This window comes from Saccharopolyspora galaxeae (genome assembly GCF_016526145.1).
Taxonomy (GTDB): Bacteria; Actinomycetota; Actinomycetes; order Mycobacteriales; family Pseudonocardiaceae; genus Saccharopolyspora_C; species Saccharopolyspora_C galaxeae.
Genome location: NZ_JADDUE010000004.1, coordinates 312,651 through 329,848, shown reverse-complemented (window position 1 = coordinate 329,848; position 17,198 = coordinate 312,651). Strand labels below are relative to the sequence as shown.

At 69.6% G+C, this 17,198-nt stretch carries 16 protein-coding genes; 12 read left to right on the top strand and 4 right to left on the bottom strand.

Annotation, left to right across the window (positions count from 1 at the left end; genetic code table 11):
- From rpmF to mutM, 3 genes are all read left to right on the top strand, one after another.
- Nucleotides 1-183 carry a 50S ribosomal protein L32 gene (rpmF, locus tag INP57_RS11910; RefSeq protein WP_200070203.1) on the top strand — a complete coding sequence of 61 codons (183 nt, stop codon included), beginning with the start codon at nt 1-3 and terminating at the stop codon, nt 181-183.
- Between the two features lie 16 nt (nt 184-199).
- Nucleotides 200-1,042 carry a ribonuclease III gene (rnc, locus tag INP57_RS11905; protein WP_200070202.1) on the top strand — a complete coding sequence of 281 codons (843 nt, stop codon included), beginning with the start codon at nt 200-202 and terminating at the stop codon, nt 1,040-1,042.
- 64 nt (nt 1,043-1,106) lie between these two features.
- Nucleotides 1,107-2,051 (top strand): bifunctional DNA-formamidopyrimidine glycosylase/DNA-(apurinic or apyrimidinic site) lyase, encoded by a 945-nt coding sequence (gene mutM, locus INP57_RS11900; RefSeq protein WP_200070201.1) that lies wholly within the window; start codon nt 1,107-1,109, stop codon nt 2,049-2,051.
- 8 nt (nt 2,052-2,059) lie between these two features.
- On the opposite strand, the gene INP57_RS11895 is transcribed toward mutM, so the two are convergent.
- Together INP57_RS11895 and INP57_RS11890 are read right to left on the bottom strand one after the other, a co-directional pair.
- Nucleotides 2,060-3,316, bottom strand: coding sequence for a glycoside hydrolase family 27 protein (locus tag INP57_RS11895; protein ID WP_233627354.1), 1,257 nt, complete (start codon nt 3,314-3,316; stop codon nt 2,060-2,062).
- Nucleotides 3,316-5,505, bottom strand: a complete 2,190-nt coding sequence (locus INP57_RS11890) for a glycosyltransferase family 39 protein (RefSeq protein WP_200070200.1) — start codon at nt 5,503-5,505, stop codon at nt 3,316-3,318. The genes INP57_RS11895 and INP57_RS11890 overlap by 1 nt, the downstream gene beginning before the upstream one ends.
- 267 nt (nt 5,506-5,772) lie before the next feature.
- On the opposite strand from INP57_RS11890, the gene INP57_RS11885 reads away from it, so the two are divergent.
- The 4 genes from INP57_RS11885 (at nt 5,773) to INP57_RS11870 (ending at nt 11,676) form a co-directional block, all read left to right on the top strand.
- The gene (locus INP57_RS11885; RefSeq protein WP_200070199.1) at nt 5,773-7,074 is read left to right on the top strand and encodes a bifunctional glycosyltransferase family 2/GtrA family protein; all 1,302 of its coding nucleotides are present in this window, start codon (nt 5,773-5,775) and stop codon (nt 7,072-7,074) included.
- A complete protein-coding gene (locus tag INP57_RS11880) occupies nt 7,071-9,251 on the top strand; it encodes an ArnT family glycosyltransferase (RefSeq protein ID WP_200070198.1) in 2,181 nt (726 codons plus the stop codon). The genes INP57_RS11885 and INP57_RS11880 overlap by 4 nt, the downstream gene beginning before the upstream one ends.
- Nucleotides 9,252-9,511: 260 nt before the next feature.
- Complete coding sequence (locus tag INP57_RS11875) at nt 9,512-10,231, top strand: response regulator transcription factor (protein WP_295149641.1); 720 nt, start codon at nt 9,512-9,514, stop codon at nt 10,229-10,231.
- The gene (locus tag INP57_RS11870) at nt 10,225-11,676 is read left to right on the top strand and encodes a sensor histidine kinase (RefSeq protein WP_233627353.1); all 1,452 of its coding nucleotides are present in this window, start codon (nt 10,225-10,227) and stop codon (nt 11,674-11,676) included. Before INP57_RS11875 ends, INP57_RS11870 begins: the two co-directional genes overlap by 7 nt.
- Nucleotides 11,677-11,872: 196 nt before the next feature.
- Here INP57_RS11870 and asnB read toward each other — a convergent pair whose 3' ends face one another.
- Together asnB and INP57_RS11860 are read right to left on the bottom strand one after the other, a co-directional pair.
- Entirely contained in the window at nt 11,873-13,714 is a 1,842-nt protein-coding gene (asnB, locus tag INP57_RS11865) for an asparagine synthase (glutamine-hydrolyzing) (RefSeq protein ID WP_200070196.1), read from the bottom strand.
- 305 nt (nt 13,715-14,019) lie between these two features.
- Nucleotides 14,020-14,319, bottom strand: a complete 300-nt coding sequence (locus tag INP57_RS11860) for a hypothetical protein (protein ID WP_200070195.1) — start codon at nt 14,317-14,319, stop codon at nt 14,020-14,022.
- Nucleotides 14,320-14,466: 147 nt separating this feature from the next.
- On the opposite strand from INP57_RS11860, the gene INP57_RS11855 reads away from it, so the two are divergent.
- The 5 genes from INP57_RS11855 (at nt 14,467) to INP57_RS11835 (ending at nt 17,190) form a co-directional block, all read left to right on the top strand.
- Nucleotides 14,467-15,318 carry a helix-turn-helix domain-containing protein gene (locus INP57_RS11855; RefSeq protein WP_200070194.1) on the top strand — a complete coding sequence of 284 codons (852 nt, stop codon included), beginning with the start codon at nt 14,467-14,469 and terminating at the stop codon, nt 15,316-15,318.
- Between the two features lie 45 nt (nt 15,319-15,363).
- On the top strand, nt 15,364-15,597 hold the full coding sequence (locus INP57_RS11850) for a DUF397 domain-containing protein (RefSeq protein WP_307850026.1): 234 nt from the start codon (nt 15,364-15,366) through the stop codon (nt 15,595-15,597).
- A 112-nt stretch (nt 15,598-15,709) separates the two neighbouring features.
- Nucleotides 15,710-16,090 carry a hypothetical protein gene (locus tag INP57_RS11845; RefSeq protein WP_200070192.1) on the top strand — a complete coding sequence of 127 codons (381 nt, stop codon included), beginning with the start codon at nt 15,710-15,712 and terminating at the stop codon, nt 16,088-16,090.
- A gap of 117 nt (nt 16,091-16,207) precedes the next feature.
- A complete protein-coding gene (locus INP57_RS11840) occupies nt 16,208-16,576 on the top strand; it encodes a hypothetical protein (protein WP_200070191.1) in 369 nt (122 codons plus the stop codon).
- Nucleotides 16,573-17,190 carry a DUF3558 domain-containing protein gene (locus tag INP57_RS11835; RefSeq protein ID WP_200070190.1) on the top strand — a complete coding sequence of 206 codons (618 nt, stop codon included), beginning with the start codon at nt 16,573-16,575 and terminating at the stop codon, nt 17,188-17,190. Before INP57_RS11840 ends, INP57_RS11835 begins: the two co-directional genes overlap by 4 nt.
- The last annotated feature ends 8 nt before the right edge of the window (nt 17,191-17,198 follow it).

The window sequence follows — 17,198 nt, the reverse complement described above, 5'->3', positions numbered from 1 at the left end:
GTGGCCGTCCCCAAGCGCAAGATGTCCCGCTCCAACACCCGGCACCGCCGGTCGCAGTGGAAGGCTTCCGCTCCGAACCTGGTGCAGTGCTCCAACCGGTCCTGCCGGGAGCAGAAGCTGCCGCACGTGGTCTGCCCGTCCTGCGGACAGTACGGCGGCCGCCAGGTCGTCGCGCCCGCCTGACGCCGCGGGTCGCGGAGTGGGGGGAAAGCAATCCCGGAACCGCGTCGCGGACGCGGACCGGACCCCGTTGTTGGCAGCGCTCGGCGTCGAGCTCGACGCCGAGCTGCTCACGCTTGCCCTGACGCACCGCTCCTACGCCTACGAGAACGGTGGGCTGCCGCCGAACGAGCGGCTGGAGTTCCTCGGCGACGCGGTGCTCGGGCTGGTCATCACCGACCGGCTGTACCGGGAGCACCCGGACCTGCCGGAGGGCCAGCTGGCGAAGCTGCGCGCGAGCCTGGTGAACATGAACGCGCTGGCAGGTGTGGCCCGCGGGCTCGGTGATGGCGGTCTGGGCGAGTACTTGCTGCTGGGCCGCGGTGAGGAGCTCACCGGCGGCCGGGACAAGGCGAGCATCCTCGCCGACGGCTTGGAGGCCGTGCTCGGCGCGGTGTACCTGCAGCACGGCATCGACGTGGCGCGCGGGATGATCTACAAGCTGTTCGAGCCGCTGCTGAACGAGGCGCCGCAGCGCGGTGCCGGGCTGGATTGGAAGACCAGCCTGCAGGAGCTCACCGCCGCCACCGGGCGCGGCGTGCCGGAGTACCGGGTCGAGGAGCACGGGCCGGACCACCGCAAGGAGTTCAACGCCTTCGTCTCCGTCGCGGGCGACACCCTCGGTGAGGGTGACGGGCGCACGAAGAAGGAAGCCGAGCAGAAGGCCGCCCAGGCGGCTTGGCGCTGGCTCTCCGAGCGGTCCGACGAGCAGGCCGCGCCCGCCGGGCAGGATGCGCCTGCCGAGTCCGATGCGCCCGCCGGGCAGGACCACGACGCGGGCGCTGAGCAGGACCAGGCCGCCAGCGGGGACTCGTCGCGGTGATCCGGCCGGGCGCTCGCCCGGCTCGCGGCCCCGCGGGGCCGATTGCGGTGGAGAGGTGCGCGCGTTGCCCGAATTGCCCGAGGTCGAGGTCGTCCGGCGCGGCGTGGCCGAACACGTCGCGGGCCGCACGTTGTCCACTGTGGAAGTCCTGCACCAGCGTGCGGTGCGCAGGCACGTGCCCGGTCCGCAAGATTTCGCGGGGCGGCTGGCCGGTCGCACGGTGTGGTCGGCGCAGCGCCGCGGCAAGTACCTGTGGCTGGAGCTCGGCGACGACCTGCCCGCGCAGGACGATCTGGCCGGGCGCACCCAGTCGACCGAGTTCGTCGGCACCGCAGACGGTGCGGTGCCCGGCGAGGCGTTGTTGACCCATCTGGGCATGAGCGGCCAACTGCTGGTGCAGCCGCAGGGCGCCGCGGACGAGAAGCATCTGCGGGTGCGGTTCCGGTTCACCGACGGCGGCCCGGAGCTGCGGTTCGTGGATCAGCGCACGTTCGGCGGGTTGAGCTTGGCCGACCTGGTCGACGTGGGCGGCGTGGCGCTGCCGACGCCGGTGGCGCACATCGCGCCGGATCCGCTGGAGAAGGTTTTCGACTCCGAAGCGGTCGTGGCGAAGATGCGGTCGCGGCGCACCGGTGTGAAGCGGGCGCTGCTGGACCAGTCGCTGGTCTCCGGCATCGGCAACATCTACGCCGATGAGGCGCTGTGGCGGGCCAAGATGCACTGGGCGCGTCCGACGGAAACGTTGACGCGGCCCGCGGTGCGGCGGCTGCTGGAAGCGGTGACCGAGGTGATGGCCGATGCGCTGCGGGCGGGCGGCACCTCGTTCGACGATCTCTACGTCAACGTCAACGGCGAGTCCGGCTACTTCGACCGTTCGCTGGCGGTGTACGGCCAGGCCGGACACCCGTGCCCGCGCTGCGGCGCGATCGTGCGCCGCGACTCGTTCATGAACCGCTCCTCCTACACCTGCCCGTCCTGCCAGCCGAAGCCCCGCAACGCGCACTACTGAGCCGGTAGTTACCGCCGGGCGGAGTCGATCCGCAGCAGGACCGTGCCGTGCGCGGGGACGTCGGCGGAGATCGGGTCGGTGGTGCGGTAGTGGTGGCCGGTCCACAGGTTGCGGATGCGGTGATCGCCCGGTGGCAGGCGGAGTTCGGCCGGCGTGGTGCTGATTCGGGCGGGTTGGTCGCTGCGGTTGTAGAGGGCGACGGCGGTGCCCTGTTGCAGTGGGCGCGTCCAGACCTGGTGGTCGCCGCCGGTGACGCGGTGTGCGGCGTGGCCGAGCGGGTCCTGATCGACGGCCAGGACTTCCGGGTTGGTGAGCAGGTCGTGGTCGGCCGGGCTCATCCGGCTCGGGTCGTTGCCCGCGATGAGCGGGGCGGCGAACATCGCCCACATGCTCAGGTGCGTGCGCGCTTCTTCGTGGTTCAGGCCGGGGTGGCCGTTCACGCCGACTTCGAGCATGTCCGGGTCGTTCCAATAGCCGGGCGCGGGCCGGTCGGGGAGTCCACTGAGGACTTCGATGATGTTGCGCACGCCCATCGGATGTTCGTTGGTGTGCCCGGTGTCCCAGACCGGCTGGATGTCCTCGGTGCTGCGCGCCAGGTGCGCGACGCCGCGCCAGCTCTCGGTTTCTCCCGGTGCGCCGGGGAAATTGCTGTTCGGGTTGATGCTGTAGGTGATCGGCCTGCCGGTGGCGGCCAGCGCGTCGCGCATCGTGGTGAACGCGGCGCGGGCGGTGCGGGTGGAACCTGCGCCGTGGCACCAGTCGTACTTCAGGTAGTCCACGCCCCAGGCGGCGAAGGTCCGGGCGTCGCCGAGCTCGCGGTCGCCGCTGCCGGTGCTTCCCGGATAGGCGCCGGTGAATTGCGCGCAGGTGCGCACGTTCGGCGACATGTAGAGGCCGAATCGCAGGCCCCGGGAGTGCAGGTAGTCGCCGAGGGCGGCCATTCCGCTCGGGAAGCGTGCGCGGTCGGCGCGCAGGTTCCCGGCCGTGTCGCGCTGCGGTTCGTACCAGCAGTCGTCCACGACCACGTTCCGGTAGCCGGCGTCGCGCATCCCCGAGCGTACCAGGGCGTCGGCGGCGCGCCGGACCTTGGCCTCGTCGATGTCGCAGCCGAAGGTGTTCCAGCTGTTCCAGCCCATCGGCGGAGTTTCCGCCGGGAAAACCGGAAGTTGTTGCGCCGCAACGGGTTCCCGGGGCGCGGCGGATCCCGTCGCGGACAGCACCAGCAGCAGTGCGGCGGCGATCCGCAGGATGCTCCGGCGGTTCATCAGCGCGGCTTCGCGCAGTCGTAGAGCCGCGTTTCGCCCGCCGGAACCGGCTCCGTTCCGCCGTATTCGGCGGGAGCCACGGCGGTGCAGTGCGCGGCGACCCAGCCCATCGACTCGTCGACTACCCGGGTGTCGACCTCGCCGCCCATGCTGCGGACGCCGGATGTCCCGTCGGTCCACACGAAGCGAAGTTCGCCGTCGCGGACGTATCGCTGGAGTTCGTCCACTGTGGGCGCCGGATCGTTGCCGTTGTAGCCGCCGACGGCCATCACCGGCTCGCCGGTTCGCAGGATGACCGGTGCGGCCACCATGGCGCCGACGGTGGCCACGAGCCAGGTTTCGCCGTGGTGCCGGGCGGTCAGGTAGCGCACCGCGGAGTCGGGTAGTTCGCTGCTGCCGCCCGGGCCGCCGCGGCGGGAAATCTGGCCCGGTGATTGGGCATTCGGCGATCCGCCGTCCAGGCTGGGGGAGTTCGGCGCGCTCGGGCCGTGCTGTCCGGGAGAGTTCTGCGCACGGCGGGCCTGCGAACCGTCCGACATCGGGCCGCGGCCTCGTCCCGGACCGCCCGGACCGCTCGGACCGCCGCCGGACGGTCCCGCGCTGGGGAAGGTCGACTGCACCGGTTCGCTCAGCGGAGTCAGCGCGTAGGACATCGGTCCGGACAGCATCGCCACCAGACCCGCCGTTCCTGCCGCGACCAGCAGCTTCGCCCTGCGCATCCGCCGCTGGCGCGTGAAAGCCAGCATCAGCCCTAGCACGCCGACCGACACCGCCGTGAGCACCGCGACCATCGGCGGCAGCCACGGCAGGAAATCGGAGCCGGAGAGCAAAGACCCGCACCACACGCCGGTGCAGCCGACCGACAGCGGGAACAGCGCGCCCCACCAGGACGAGACACGGTACAACCGGGCCATGCTCACCACGCCCATGCCGACTACGGCTGCCAGCGGAGGCGCCAGCGCCACGGTGTAGTACGGGTGCCAGATGCCGGAGGCGAAGCTGAACACCGCGGCCGTCACCAGCAGAGTTCCGGCCCAGAGCAGGAAATCCGCGCGCTGCGCGTCCTTGCGCGGGCGCCCGCGCAGGTAGACCAGCGCCGCGACGGTGCCGAACGCGGCAAGCGGGAACAGCCAGGCGATCTGCCCGGCGACCTGGCCGCTGACGAGCCTGGTCAAGCTGCCTTCGTCCGAGCCGGGGCCACCGCCGGGACCGCCGCCACCAGGCCCGCCACCGGGACCACCGGGACTACCGCCACCGGGCCCGCCCGGCCCGCCGGGCGGCATCTGCCCCGGCATCCCACCGGGTCCGCCGGGACCACCCGGCCCACCGCCCATCATCCCGGGCGAAGCGATGTGCTCCTGCCCGAACACGCGGCCGAGGCCGTTGTAGCCGAGCAGCAGCTCACGCACGGTGTTGTCGGTGCTGCCGCCGACGTACGGCCGCGCATCGGCGGGCGTCGCGTCCACGGCGACCATCCAGGACGCGCTCACCACCGCCAGCACGGCCGTGGCCACACCGAGATCCCGCAACTTCCGCGTCCAGCGCGGTTTCCCGGCCACCAGGTACACCACCGCGATCACCGGAAGCACGAAGTACGCCTGCAGCATCTTCACGTTGAACGCGAGCCCGACCGCGACGGCGCACCACACCAGCGGCAGCAGCTTTCCGGAGCGGATCGCGTTGGACGCCGCCCACAGCGCCAGCGCGCCCAGCAGCACCAGCAGCGCGTCCGGGTTGTTGTGCCGCGCCATGACCACCGCGATCGGAGTCACCGCCAGCACCAGCGCCGCCAGCAGCCCCGCCACGTGGCCGAACGCGCGCCGCACCACGTGGTGCACGACCCACACCGTCAGCACCGAGGCGATGGCCTGCGGCACCAGCAGGCTCCACGTGTTGAACCCGAACATCCGGGCCGACAGCGCCTGCACCCACAGCGCCAGCGGCGGCTTGTCCACCGTGATGAACGAACCCGCGTCCACCGCGCCGAAGAAGAACGCCTTCCAGCTCTGGGTCATGCCCAGCACGGTCGCCGAATAGTAGGTGTTCGCCCACTCGTTGATCGACAGCGCCCACGTGCCGAGCACCGCGGCCAGCGCGAGCACTCCGATCAACGCGGGCCGTGCCCAGGGCGGATCGGTGACCTCGCCCAGCACTAGCCGGGCTGCGCGAGACCGTTCCGGATTGCTCAACACTTCTCCTCCGCTCGCCGTTGCGGCCCGACGGTGCCGCGCGAAGCTGGGAACCGGCTGGGAACCCGGTGGGAATCCCGCGATCGATCCAGCGCCCGGCCGCCCCGGTGCGCAGCGGTGCCGCGGGGCGCGTGCCCGCGGCGGCCCGCCGATTCCCAGCCAACTCCCATTTCGTTCCGAGGTCCTGGACAACCCGGCCGTGCTTCATGGAGCACGGGTCGCCATCGGTGCCGGCCGCGAGCTACGAGCGGGAGAGGAATGAACGTGATGCCGCATGGAAGTGTCGAGACCGCGCGGCGGGGCACTGCGCCGCGCGCGACGGCCACGGTCGACCTGGTGATACCGGTCTACAACGAGGAGCGGTCCCTGCCGGGCTGCCTGCAGGTGCTGGGGGAGCACTTGAGACGGGATTTCCCGTTCGACTGGTCGATCACGGTCGTGGACAACGCGAGCACGGACGGCACGCTGCGGGTGGCGAACGAACTGGCCGAGACGATGCCGAACGTGCGGGTGCTGCACCTGGACCGCAAGGGCCGTGGTTTGGCGTTGCGCACGGCTTGGGGCTACAGCGACGCGGACGTGGTGGTCTACATGGACGTGGACCTCTCGACCGGGTTGGACGCGTTGTTGCCGCTGGTGGCGCCGCTGGTCAACGGTCATTCGGACCTGGCGGTCGGGTCGCGGCTGGCGCCGGGTTCGCGGACCGTGCGCGGGACCAAGCGGGAAATGATCTCCCGCGCGTACAACAAGGTGATCCACTGGACGCACGGCGCGCGGTTCTCCGACGCGCAGTGCGGCTTCAAGGCCGCCCGCACCGATGTGGTGCGTCCGCTGCTGCACCAGGTGCACGACGATGCGTGGTTCTTCGACACGGAGTTGTTGCTGCTGGCCGAGCACAACGGTCTGCGGGTGCACGAGGTGCCGGTGGACTGGGTGGAGGACGTCGACACCCGCGTCAACGTCACCAAGACCGCCACCGACGACCTCGCCGGGCTGCTGCGGGTCGCCCGCGCGAAAGTGACCGGTGCCGCGACGGTGACCGGGCTGCCGCGCAGGCCCGAGCCGCGCGCCGAGCATCCGCAGGCGGTGCTGGCCGAGCGGGAGAACGGGTTGCTGTGGCAGCTGTTCTCGTTCGGGCTGATCGGCATCGTGTCCACTGTGGTCACCTCGGTGCTGTACGCGCTGCTGCGCAGCTGGTGGCCACCGCTGCTGGCGAACCTGGTGGCGCTGACCGTGACGACGCTGTGGAACACCGAGGCGAATCGCCGGTTCACCTTCGTCGGGCGCGCCGCCGCCTCCGGCCGCGTGCACCTGCAAGGGCTGATCGTGTTCGCCCTGTATTACGTCGTGACCTCCGGGGCGCTGCTGTGGCTGGACGCGGCGGCGCCGGATTCCTCGCGATGGCTGGAAGTTCTCGTGTTGATCGTGTCCTCGGTGGTCGGTACGGCGCTGCGGTTCGTGCTGCTGCGCTCGTGGGTGTTCCGGCCCGCCGCCGACAACCCCGCCGGAAACCCCGCTGCTGGAAACGGGGCGGAGACCGCCTCGATGAGCGAAAAGGAAACAGCATGACCACCACGGCCGTACTCGGCGCGCCCACCGCGGGCGCGGCCGACGCCGCACACCGCAGCCGGTGGCAACCGGCGGCACTGGCGGCGATCTGCCTGCTCGCCGGCGCCCTCTACGCGTGGGGAATCGGCGATTCCTGGGGCAACAGCTACTACTCCGCGGCCGTCAAATCGATGTCGCAGAGCTTCGAGAACTTCTTCTTCGGCTCTTTCGACCCGGTCGGAGTGGTCACAGTGGACAAACCGCCGATGGCGCTGTGGGTCCAAGTGATCTCGGTGCTGCTGCTCGGCTACAACAAAGTCGCGATGCTGCTGCCGCAAGTGCTGGCCGGAGTCGCGGCCGTGTTCCTGCTGCACCGCACCGTGCGGCGATGGGCGGGTGAGCACGCGGCGCTGCTGGCGGCGCTGGTCATGGCGCTCACCCCGATCACCGTGGCGATCAACCAGGACAACAACCCGGACACCCTGCTGGTGCTACTGGTCGTCGCCGCGGCCTACGCGCTGACCCGGGCCTTGTCAGCGGAGCGTGCCTCGCGGGCCAGCTGGTGGCTGGCAGCCTCCGCCGCACTGATCGGCTGCGGCTTCCTCACCAAAATGCTGCAGGCCTGGATGGTGCTGCCAGTGTTCATCGCGGTCTACCTCGTGGGCCGCGAGACCTCGTGGACACGACGCATCGCCGATTTGGCCATCGCAGCAGCGACCGTGCTGGTGTCGTCGTTCTGGTGGGTCGCGGCGACCATGCTGTGGCCCGACCCGAAGCCCTACATCGGCGGCAGCGAAGACGGCTCCGCACTGGACCTCATCCTCGGCTACAACGGATTCGGCCGGGTCCTCGGCGGCGAGGGCAACGGCGGCGGTGGCGGCGGACCGGGCGGTGGGCCCGGTGGCGGCTTCTCCGGCGAGGCCGGGATCCTGCGCTTCGCCAACGAAAAGCTCGCGGGGCAGATCAGCTGGCTGATGCCGCTGTGCGCGCTGGTGCTGATCGGCGTCGTGGTCGGTGCCGTGCTGCGGCGGCGGGCGGGTGAGCCGTTCGACCGCAAGCGCGCGGCGGGCTGGTTGCTGTGGGGTGGCTGGCTGGTGCTGATCTGGTTCATGTTCAGCTTCGCCCAGGGCACGATGCATCCCTATTACACGACGATGCTGGCTCCGGCGATCGGTGCCGTCGCGGGCGCGGGAATCGTCGCTGCGTGGCGCGCTTACCGGGCGCCGCAGCGGAAAACCTGGCTGCTGCTGCCGGCCGGCGTGCTGCTCACGGTCGCTTGGGCGGTGGTGCTCGTTTACCGCGATCCGGAGTGGAACGTCTGGGCCGCGTACCTGGCGATCGGTTTCGGCGTGCTCGCGGTGGCGGCGTTGCTGCTCGGGCGGAGCCGGGCCGCGCTCGGCAAGGTCGCGTTGACGTTGTCGCTGGCTGCGGCGCTCGTGGTGCCGAGCGTGTGGTCGGTGGCGGCCGCGGCCTCGGGGGAGAGCGGCATGGGCGGGGCCAACCCGATGGCCGGGCCGTCCAGCGGCATGGGGCCCGGCGGGGGCGGTCCGCCCGGGATGTCCTCGCCGGGTGGTCAATCCGGGCCGGGTCGGCCCGGTTCGGGTCAGCAAGGCCAGGACGGCAAGCAGGGCGGCGACGGTCCCGGACGGCGCGGCGGGATGTCCGGCGGCCCGGGCGGCGAGGAATCGCTCAGCGCGGAGCAGAAATCGCTGCTCGCCTACGTCTCAGGCAACGCCGGTGATCGGAAGGTTCCGCTGGCGGTCGAGGGCGGTTCGCACGGCGCCGCCTCCTACCTGATCAACAGCGAGCTGCCCGCGGTCGGCATGGGCGGGTTCATGGGCAGCGACGACGCCCCTTCGGTGCAGCAGCTCACGGAGTGGAAGAGCACCGGCCAGCTCGGCTTCGTCCAGCTCGGCGGCGGCCCCGGCGGCGGCCCGGGCGGCCCCGGCGGTTCGGGCAAGCAGGGCGGGTCCGGTCAGGGCGGCCACAGTCAGGCTGGCCCCGGTCAGGGCGCCGCTGATCAGAATGGTCCCGGCGGCTCGCAGCGCTCCCAAGGCCCCGGCGGCGAAAAGCGCACCGAACGCCAGCAATGGGTGCAGCAGAACTGCACCGAGGTGCCCCCGGCGACCTACGGCGCCACCACCGAGTCCGACGAGATGGGCGGCGACTCCACCCAGCTCTACGACTGCCGCGCCTAACCCCGCCGAAGTGCGGGTCCCCTCCGCCCGACCCCCGTGCACCGGGCAAAGGGGACCTTCACGCGCTACGAGAGGCGCGCCGACACGCCCGCACGCCATCCGATCAGCGCAACGCATCCCGGAGTGAACGGCCTGTTGGTCCGGCCGGATTGGTGAACGGGTCCGTTCACTCCGGGAGAACGCGCGTGCTCGCGGCGGCGTCCGGCGGGTTCCCAGCGTCCGTTCAGCGACTGCTCAGACGAGTGAGAGACCCTGGCCAAGTGGAAGATGGAAAGACGCCCTCGGCGCGCGTGCTGGTCGTCGACGACGAACCCAACATCCTGGAACTGCTCACCGCCGCCCTCCGGCTGAGCGGCTTCGAGGTGCAGGGCGCGGCAAGCGGCGCCGAGGCGCTCAGCGCAGCGAGCGATTTCCGCCCGCACATCGTGGTGCTGGACGTGATGCTGCCGGACCAGGACGGCTTCGCGGTGGCCCGCAGGCTCCGCACCGGCGGCGATGCCGTGCCGGTGCTGTTCCTGACCGCGCGCGACTCGGTGGAGGACCGCATCGCCGGGCTCACCGCGGGCGGCGACGACTACGTGACGAAACCGTTCAGCCTCGACGAGGTGGTGCTGCGGCTGCGCGCGATCCTGCGCCGCGCCCAGCCCGCGCAGCTCGCCGAGCCCGATTCGCGGCTGCACTACCACGACCTGGAGCTGGACGAGGAGACCTACGAGGTGCGCCGGTCGGACAAGCTGGTGAACCTCTCGCCGACCGAGTTCAAGCTGCTGCGCTACCTGCTGATCAACGCGGAGAAGGTGGTCAGCAAGACCCAGATCCTGGACCGGGTGTGGAACTACGAGTTCGGCGGGGACAGTCGGATCGTCGAGTCCTACATCAGCTACCTGCGCCGCAAGGTCGATTTCGTGCAGCCCGCGCTGATCCACACCATCCGCGGCGTCGGCTACGTGCTCCGGATCCCGCCGGAGGAACGATGCTGAAGCGCTTGCTGCCGCGGACGCTGCGCGGCCGGCTGCTGCTGGTGCTGATCGGCGCGACCGTGGCGGGCCTGCTGGCCATGGGGTTCGCCAACCAGGTGATGCTCAAGAAGTCCCTGATGGACCGGCTCGACGACCGGCTGCGGGAGATGTCCCGCCCGTGGGAGCACGGCCGCCCGCCGCCGGGGCCGCCACCGGGGCAGCGCGATCCGCACGACAAGCCGGACTGGTTGCCCACGGACTTCCGGGTGTTGCTGTTCGACGCGGACGGCAGGCTGGTGCGCATCGACGGGCCTTCCGCGAGCGACCCGAAGCGCCCGGTGATCCACCCCTCCGATCTGGAGCACGAGTTCGCGACCGTGCCGGACAGCCTCGGTGGTGCGAACTGGCGGGTGCGCACGGTGACGCTGCCGGACGGGAGCGTGCGGGCGCTGGCGCTGACCACCGACAACGTCGGCATCCCGTTGCAGCTGCTGATGTTCATCGAGCTGGGCGTCGGCGCGGTCGTGGTGGCGGTGCTGGTGGTGGCCGCGTTGGTGACGGTGCGGCTGGGGCTGCGGCCGCTGACCCGGATCGAGCACACCGCCGACGCCATCGCCACCGGCGAGCTGGACCGGCGCATCCCGGACCAGGACCCGGGCACCGAGACGGGCCGGCTGGGCGCGGCGCTGAACACGATGCTCGGCCGCCTCACTTCCGCGTTGCAGCAGCGGGAGCAGTCCGAGCACCGGTTGCGCCGGTTCGTCGCGGACGCCTCGCACGAGCTGCGCACCCCGCTGACTTCGATCCGCGGTTTCGCCGAGCTCTACCGGCGCAGCGAGGACCCGGACGCGGAGACGGTGCGGATGATGATGTCCCGCATCGAAGGCGAGGCCGTGCGGATGAGCGATCTGGTGGAGGACCTGCTGCTGCTGGCCCGGCTGGACCGCGAGCGTTCCGTCGACCTGGTGGACGTGGACCTGGTGCCGTTGGCGCGCGACGTGGCGGGGGACGCGCGGGTCCGCGACGGCGATCGGGACATCGAGCTGGTCGTGCCGGAGCGCCCGGTGCGGGTGCTCGGCGACGGGCACCGGCTGCGCCAGGTGCTGACGAACCTCACGACGAACGCGCTGGTGCACACCACGCCCGGCACGCCGGTGCGGATCGAGGTCGAGCACGGTGCGGTGGACGACTCGGACGCGGTCGGTGCGGGGGCGCCGGTCGAGCCGGGCACGGCGATGGGCGTGGTCTCGATCAGCGACCGCGGCCCGGGCATCGCGCCGGAGCACGCCCGCCGCATCTTCGACCGGTTCTACCGGGTCGACGACGGCCGGGAGCGTTCCGAGGGCGGCACCGGCCTCGGCCTGGCGATCACCGCCGCGATCGCCGAGGCGCACAACGGCCGCGTCGAACTCGCCGCGAACCCCTCCGGCGGCAGCACTTTCCGCCTGTTCATCCCGCTGAGCTGAGCACGCTGTTCCTCCATGAGTGAACGGACCGTTTGCCCAATCTATTGGGACCAACAGGCCGTTCACTCCGAGAGCAGTTCCGCTGATCGAGTGGCGACTCGGGAGTGTCGGGGAGTTCCGCGCGCGGATGTGCGCGAAGTGAGCGGACCGTTCGACCAATCTTGCCGGGCGAACGGTCCGCTCACTCGGGCTTCGCTCAGACCTTGATGGTCGGGTTGTGCAGGTCGAACCACTGGGACACGTCGAGGATCCGCTCGAACATGTTCCGCGTGTTGGTGTCCACTTCGGACGGATCGAGCCGGACCGCGGACCGCGCCCACTGCTCGTTCATCAGCTCCAGCGACCGGTCCCCGGTCGAGAGCAGGTCGGCGACCTGCTTCTGCAGCTCACCCGCGTACTTCGGGTCCTGAGTGGACGGATACGGGCTCTTCACCCGGTCCACCACCGACTTCGGCAGCACGTCGGAGGTGGCGTGCCGCAGCAGGCTCTTCTCCCGGTCGTCGAACGTCTTCAGCGACCAGGGCGTGTTGAACACGTACTCCACCAGCCGGTGGTCGCAGAACGGCACCCGGACCTCCAGCCCGACCGCCATGCTCAGCCGGTCCTTGCGGTCCAGCAGGCTGCGCACCATCCGGGTCAGGTGCAGGTAGCAGATCTCCCGCATCTTGGCCTCGAACGGGCTGTCGGTCTCCTTGCGCGGCATGGCCGCCACGGCCTGGTCGTACTCGGACTGGATGTAGCCGGGGATGTCCAGCCGCTGCGCGATGCCGGGGTTGAGGACCTCGTTGCCGTCGCTCTGGGCGTGCCGGGCCATCCCGAACGCCAGCCACGGGAAGGTGTTTGCCTGCTGCACCTCGGGGTCGTGGAACCACTTGTAGCCGCCGAAGACCTCGTCGGCGGACTCGCCGGACAGCGCCACCGTGGAGTGCTCGCGGATCTTCTTGAACAGCAGGAACAGCGAGTTGTCCATGTCGCCGAGCCCCATCGGCAGGTCCCGGGAGGCCACTGCGGCGCGGCGCACCGCCGGATCGGCCAGCGACTGCGGATCGAGCACGATGTCCTTGTGCTCGGAGCCGACGTGCTTGTGCACGTCCTGCACGTACGGCCCGTCCGGGGTGTCGCGCACCGGGTCGGGCACGAAGTTCTCGGTCTGGCCGACGAAGTCGACCGCGAAGCTGCGCACCGTCTCGCCCTGCTCGCGCAGCTGTTGCGCGGACAGCGCGGTCAGCGCGCTGGAGTCCAGCCCGCCGGACAGCAGCACGCAGCGCGGCACGTCGGCGACGAGCTGGCGGGCGACGATGTCGTCGAGCAGTTCGCGCACGTGCCCGACGCTGGCGTCCTGCCCGTCGGTGTGCTCGGCGACGTCGAGCTGCCAGTAGGTGTGCTCGCGCAGGCCGTTGCGGTCGAAGGTGACGATGGTGCCGGGCTTGACCTCGTGCATGCCCTGCCACACGGCCTTGCCGGGGGACTTGGTGAAGGAGAACAGCTCGCGCAGCCCGTCGGCGTCGACGACCTTGTCGACCTCGGGGTTGGCCAGGATCGCCTTCGGCTCCGAGCCGAACAGCACGCCGTTCTCGGTGGGCTGGTAGTACAGCGGCTTGATGCCCATCCGGTCGCGGATCAGCAGCAGCTGCTCGGTCCGGGTGTCCCAGATGGCGAAGGCGTACATGCCGTTGAGCTTCTCGGCGACGTCGGCGCCCCACTCCAGGTAGCCGTGCAGCACGACCTCGGTGTCGCTGTCGGTGTCGAAGTGGTGCCCGCGGCGGCGGAGTTCACCGCGCAGCTCGGAGAAGTTGTACGCCTCGCCGCTGTAGACCATGCCGACCTTGCCGTCGGGGGTCTGGACCTCCATCGGCTGGGTCCCGCCGGGCAGGTCGATGATCGCGAGCCTGCGGTGCCCGAGGGCGGCGTGCGGTTGGACCCAGGTGCCCGAGTCGTCCGGCCCGCGGCAGGCCATGGTCTCGCACATCGCGTCGATCACGGGCTGTTCCCGGGTCAGGTCTCGGCGGAAGTCGATCCAGCCGGAGATTCCGCACATCGCTGTGCTCCCTTCGCGGAGGTGTTTACTTAGCCAAGTTAACGAGATCGTTGCATCGTGGAAACCAAACATCCAGGTGAGGCGACGTGAGATCTCCCACGGATATAACTCGCTTACCAGGCAAAACACCCGAAACAGGGGGGCGGCCGCAGCGGCGCGAAGGAGCACGCGGCAGCACTGGCGAAAATTTGCGGCTGTCGATCAAGCGTTATTAACACCGAGAGGTAGAGGCCCGGCCCGGCCTTGCTGAGAGCGGACGGCAGGTCGAGCCGGACCCGGAACCTGATCGCCGATGTCGGCGCGAACTAGTGAGCCGAGGTCTGGGCAGGCGGTTGTGGCTCGGCCCGCTGGGTCGCGGCTTGGGCGTCGTAGCGGGCGATGTCTTCCTGCGCGACCGCGATGGCCTCGTCCAGCGCGCGGCGGAACACGGCGATTTCGCTGTCGCGCAGCCGGAAGCAGCCTTGCAGCTCGGGTCCGGCGATCTCCACGTCGCCGCTGGCCGCGCCGACGGTGGCGATGTTGAACCGCTCGTCGTCGTCGACGCATCGGCACAGCCACTCCCGCTGCGGAGCGCCGTGCTCCAGCCGCGCGATCTTGTCGTCCACTGCTCCTCCTCGGGGTCGAGATCAACGTGGAACCAAGAATTGCGCAGGTGCAGTAGCCGACACAATTACGCCATCGAGTGATCGTCAGTGCAAATTTGTTCTGCCATGGTTGAAAGCAGATTCCCCCGCAACCACTGGAGATTCCCCATGGCTCGACGTGTCGGCCCTTCCGCTCGCTCCCGCAGGCTCGCGCAATCACTGCGCAAGATCCGAACCGAGAACGGCGCGAGCGCCGCAGAGGTCGGCAAAGCCCTCGGCATGTCCGGCAGCAAGCTCAACCGGATTGAAACCTGCGAGATCGGGATCTACCTGGACGACCTGGAGAAGCTGCTGGATTTCTACCAGGTCGCCAAGTTGCGCCGCGTCGAACTCCTCGACATCGCCCGGCACGCCGAACAGCGCAGCTGGCTGCGCACCCGCAACGCGCACTTCCCCGCCGACTGGCAGACCTGGAGCGACTTCGAGGACGAGGCGACAGCGCTGCGGTACTACGAGCCGATGATGATTCCTGGGCTGCTGCAAACGCCTGAGTACGCGCGTGCTGTCATCGCGGCTACCGACTGTTCTTTGACCGATCGTGAGGTCGATGAGCTGGTCAGCAGCCGGGTCGCAAAGCGTGGCTTGCTCACCGGCGCCAAGCCGCTAGAACTGCACGTGATCGTAGAAGAGGCTGCGTTGCAGCGGCCGTTCGGTGAGCCAGACTGCCGAACGCGGCAGATTCGGCACCTGATGCAGGAGGCGGAGCTCCCGAACGTGACCCTGCAGGTTCTCGCGCCCGATGCAGGACTGCATGTCGGCATGACCGGAGCATTCATCCTGGTCGAATACGGAGCAGAGCTTGGTTCCGTCTGGTTGGAGCAGATGGTGTCGAGCATCTGCCTGGAAGAGCGCGAGCATCTTGAGGTCTACCGGACCGCCTGGGAGAACCTGGTAAAGACCGCGCTCAGCACCGAGGGCTCGCTTGACCGGTTGCGACAGCTGGTCGTTCAGCTGGGGTGACGACGATGACATGCTATCGACATGAAAGATCCTCATTCGGAACAAGTGACCTGGCGTAAGTCCAGCCGGAGCGCGAGCAGCGCGAACTGCGTCGAGGTCGCCTTCGGCTGGCGCAAGTCGACCCGGAGCGCGACCACCGCGAATTGCGTCGAGGTCGCCTTGGGCGACGAGGTCGTCGGGGTGCGGGACTCGAAGGACCCGGATGGCGGTGTGCTGGTCGTCCCGGCTCGGCGGTGGGCGGAGTTCGTCGGTTCGCTCGGCGTTACGTCAGTGCGGTGAACTTCGCGGAATCCCCGTCGTGCGGCGGAATTGCGCTGCTACGGTCTGCCGCGCATTGCTGATCAACTGTCGTGCTGCGGAAATTTCAGCCCGGCAAGGAGGCGACCCGAGCATGGACGAGGAAATCCAGCACCCGCACGCCCGGCAGGCACTGTCCGAGGCGCATGAACAGCTGGACCGCATGAGCCGGACGCAGTCGGACCTGGACCAGCAGCGCGGAAATCTCGGGGAGGCGCTCGGAAACCCGGAACTCGCAGCCGTGCTCAACGGCTTCCTGGACAAGCTCGGCGGCGCCATGCAAGACCACGTGCACACCACCCGCGCCCAACTGGCCGGCATCGCCGACCTGCAACGCCGCGAAGAACAGGCCGAACGCGACCAACGCGGCACCGCAGCAGCCGGTCCGGCCCAGAGCGACCCTGCTCGAGACGGTGCTGACCGGAGCAGCGGTGCAGCGGACGCCGAACGACCTCCGGAAACCGGCAAGACCTGACGCGCGGCCGTCCGGTGCGCTCGGTGTGAAGTTCGCGGAAGTCGCACCTGCCGGGAACCTCCGCTGCTACCGTCTGCGTCGCACCGGTGATCAGCCGCCATGAGGGGGGTTCCCGCGATGACCGCACCAGCACCGCCACCCGCACCCGGCGGTCCAGGCCAACAGATCACCGTCACCCCGGAGAACGTCCTCGCGGCGCGCAAAGCGATTCTCGCGGCTGCCGAGGATGCGAGAAACAAGCTGGTGGCCAAGCAGACAGACCTCTCGGTCCGCTCTCCGGCTCGCGATGACATCAGTGTTGCGGCGAGCGCGACTTGGACGGCCAACCTGATGGGTGATCCGGACTCGCACTACAACCGGCTGATGAGCTACGTGCTGCAGGTCGAGCAATTGGGACACCGGCTCGGTGAAGCGGCGAAGCAGTACGGCTACACCGATGAAGAGATTGCAGCGTCCTTCCAAGCGAAACCGGGGAAGATGACTTGAGCACGACAACTTCTTTGGGGCGTATCGGTGTGGCGGTCGCCTGCGCGGTTCTGTTCGCTGTCACTGCGGGCGGTTGCACGGTAAACGGTGCCACGGGAACGTCGCAGCCTGCACCGACATCCGAGGCTGGTGACGAGCAGCCTGCCCGGCCGCGCGAGCTCGCAATAGCAGGTTTGACCGAACCCCAGATCTGCGGCTTGATCAAGCCCGAGCAAGAACAACAGATCGGCGCGTTTGGGCCGTCCCCGGCTCCGAAGGACGGCACGCTCGACTTCCCCGGCTGCATCTGGCAAAGCCCGGCCGGCGGTGTTCCCTACGGGATCGGCGTAGCTGTTGCTCCCATGGGCCTCGATGAACTCCTAGGGCAAAAAGATCCAGGGTCTCCGGAGACGGCCGCGACGTACACCGTTGGCGAAGGTTTCCGCGCGGTCCAGTCGCAAACACCTGGTGCCGAAGGCCTCGGTTGCGTTGTGGACGTCGATGTTGCCGAAGGGCAGGCGCTCGAGGTCAACATCGCGATGTTGCAGTCTCAAGCGCTGTCGAATCAGGAGCAGTGTGCAAAGGCCAAGCAGGCGGCCGAACTAGTCGTGACGAATCTGCAAGCGCAGGGCTGAAGGTTCTA